This window comes from Phenylobacterium sp., assembly GCF_030693805.1.
In the GTDB taxonomy this organism is placed as follows: Bacteria; Pseudomonadota; Alphaproteobacteria; order Caulobacterales; family Caulobacteraceae; genus Phenylobacterium.
The window spans coordinates 1-2798 of record NZ_JAUXZW010000209.1; the positions used below are offsets into that span (position 1 = coordinate 1).

A 2798-nucleotide genomic window follows, 5' to 3' on the forward strand; every position below is an offset into this window, starting at 1 on the left:
GCCGCCGGGCTGCGCGACGAGCTGGCGCAGATAGTCGGCGCGCCAAGGCGGACGCGCAGCGAGGCTGGCGGCCACTGGCGCCTCGCCGCCAGGCCTGGCGGCGACGTCGTTGATCAGCGCGAACAGCGACGCTGTCATCTCGGCGTCGAGCCGCATGATCGCGTCGGCGCGGACGATGGTCTGGGCGTAGTCGCCGCGCGCATGGGCGCGCTCCAGCAGCCAGGACTGCGCCAGCGGATCACGGCGGGTGCGCAGCGCGGCCTGGGCCATGAACCGCTGGGCGGCGGCCTCCTGTTTCTGCCGCACGGCCGCGAGCGCCAGGGTGCGCAGCGGCGTTGACTGCAAGGGCCCATAGCGCAGGGCGGCGCGGGCGAGCGCTGCAGCCTCGGCGACGCCGCCGTCCAGCGACTGCAGCTTCTGCTCCGACGCCGCGGCCAGGGCGCGCGCGTTGTGCCCACGCCAGTGCAGCGCGGCGGCGGGGTCGGCGTCGGCCTGCGCTTCGGCCATGGCGTGGCTCAACGACAACCAGCTGAGCGCGATCGCGCCCAGCGTCAGGGCGGCCGCGAACAGCACGCCGCCCGGCCCCATCAGGCCCGCTGAGCGCTGCGACGTCATCAGCCGCGCCTCATGTTTTCCAGCCAGCGGCCGGCGGCGGCGACCCCCAGCCTGCGTCCCGCCGGTCGCGGCGTCGCGCCGTAGTCGTAGCCATAGCCATAGCCATAGCCATAGCCGTGCGCGTGGCCATAGCCGTAGCCGGCCTTCTTCAGGTCAAACTTGGTCAGCACCGCGCCGATCAGATGCACATCGCCGCCGCGCAGGCGTCGGACCGCCGCACGGGCGGCCTCGCGACGGGTTTTGCCCGCGTGCACGATCATCATGGTCGCCGCGGCCACGTTGGCGATCAGCGGCGCGTCGGCCAGCCCCATCACCGGCGGCCCGTCGATCACCACCAGGTCGAACTCGCGCCGGGCCGCCTCGAGGAAGGTGCTCATCTTGCGCCCGCCGAGCAGCTCGGCCGGGTTGGGCGGCAGCGGCCCGCAGGCCAGGAAGAACAGGTTCTTCTGGTGGGTGGGCTGCACCGCGGGGATCAGGTCGACGCCGCCGGCCAGCAGATTGCTCAGGCCGACGCCGTTGTCGCGCGAGAGGATCTTGTGCAGCGAGGGGTCGCGCAGGTCGGCGTCGATCAGCAGCACGCGCATGCCCAGCCGCGCGAACCCGGCGGCGATCGCCAGCGAGGTGGTGGTTTTGCCCTCCGCCGCGCGGCTGCTGGTCACCAGCAGGCTGGAGGGCACGCCTTCCTGGGTCGAGAACTGCAGCGCGGTGCGGATGGAGTAGTAAGCCTCCGACAGCATCGACTTGGGATCGGACAGCGCGCGGACCGGGCTCATGTCCCTGGCCGCGATGGGCACTGTGCCCAGCAGCGGCAGGCCCAGCGCCTTCTCGACGTCCTCCGGCACCTTGATCGACACGTCGAGCTGCTCGAGCAGGAAGGCTATGGCGATGCCGAGCGCCAACCCGCCCAGGCCGAACAGCGCCAGGTTATAGAGCGGCCGAGGCGCGAACGGCGCGGTGGGCGTGTCGGCGCGGTCGACCACCGAGACGTTGTTGGAGCCGATGCCGCCGGCGACGCCGATCTCCTTGTAGCGCTGCAGCAGGCCGTCATAGAGGCTGCGGTTGGTGTCCACCTCGCGCTGGATGATATTGTACTGGATGGAGCGCGAGCGCAGGTCGAGCACCTCGCCCTTGCGCTCCTCGACGGCTGAGGCCAGCGAACGCTCCTGGCGCAGGGCAACGTCGTACTGGTTCTTCAGCGCGCCCTTCACCGACTGGGCCTGGATCGACAGCTGGCGGTCGAGCGCGTCGATGCGGGCCCGCGCCTCCACCATGGTCGGGTAGTCGGGTTTGAACAGTTGCAGGTTCTGCTGGTACTCGGCCCACAGGGTCGAACGCTGCTGCTGCAGCGACTGACTGGAGGGGTTCTGCAGCACCTCGGGCAGCGAGCCGTCGGGCGTGGACCGCGCTTCGCGCCAGCGCTGTTCGGCCTGGATGCGGTTATTGGTCGCCAGCGCGAGCGCCTGGTTCATAGAGGCGAGGTCGGTGGCCGCCAGCGACTGCTGGGGCATGGTCTGGCCGTCGGAGCCGGTCGACTCTCCGCCGATGTTGATGATCTCGCGGCTGGCCGCATAGGCGACGAGCTGGCGTTCGGACTCCTCCAGCCGCTGGCGGATCTGCGCCAGCCGGCCCTCCAGGAAGCGGCGGGCGTAGGACGAGGCCTCGTAGCGCCGCTCCAGGTTGGTGGCGATGAAGTTGTCGGCCACCGCATTGGCAATCTTCGCCGCGACCACCGGGTTCGGGCTCTCGTAGCTGACCTTGACCAGGCGCGAGCTCTGCACCGGCTCGACGCGCAGGCCTTCCATCACCAGGGCCACCGCCTGATGGCTGCGCTCGCTCCGCTCGGCGGCGGTGCGCGGCTGCGCGGCTGCGCGCGCCACCTGGGCCGCGGTCTTGTCGCCCTTCTGATTGAGGAAGGAGTCGTCGTAGGCGAGGTTCAGGGTCGCGACGATGCGCTCGGCCAGCGATCGGCTTTTCAGCAGGCCGTACTGGGTCTGGTAGAACTCCGCCGCACTGACCTGCTCGGGCGTCTGCTGGCTCTCCACCGCCACGATCTTCGCCGGCTCGCGGTCGATCTGCAGGGTGGTCGAGGCGCGGTACAGCGGCGTCGTCAGCAAAGTCGCCACGACGCCCGCGGCGAGCCCCGTCAGCAGCGCCGCCGCCAGCAGCCAGCGCCACTTCTGAGC

At 70.9% G+C, this 2798-nt stretch carries 2 protein-coding genes; both read right to left on the reverse strand.

Going from position 1 to position 2798, the window contains the following annotated elements; translation table 11 throughout:
• Positions 1-615, reverse strand: a 615-nt coding sequence (locus tag Q8M88_RS08335) for a hypothetical protein (protein WP_305596284.1), incomplete at its 3' end; no start/stop codon positions are given.
• Positions 615-2798: polysaccharide biosynthesis tyrosine autokinase (locus Q8M88_RS08340; protein WP_305596286.1), on the reverse strand; the 2184-nt coding region annotated here is incomplete at its 5' end. The genes Q8M88_RS08335 and Q8M88_RS08340, both read right to left, overlap by 1 nt.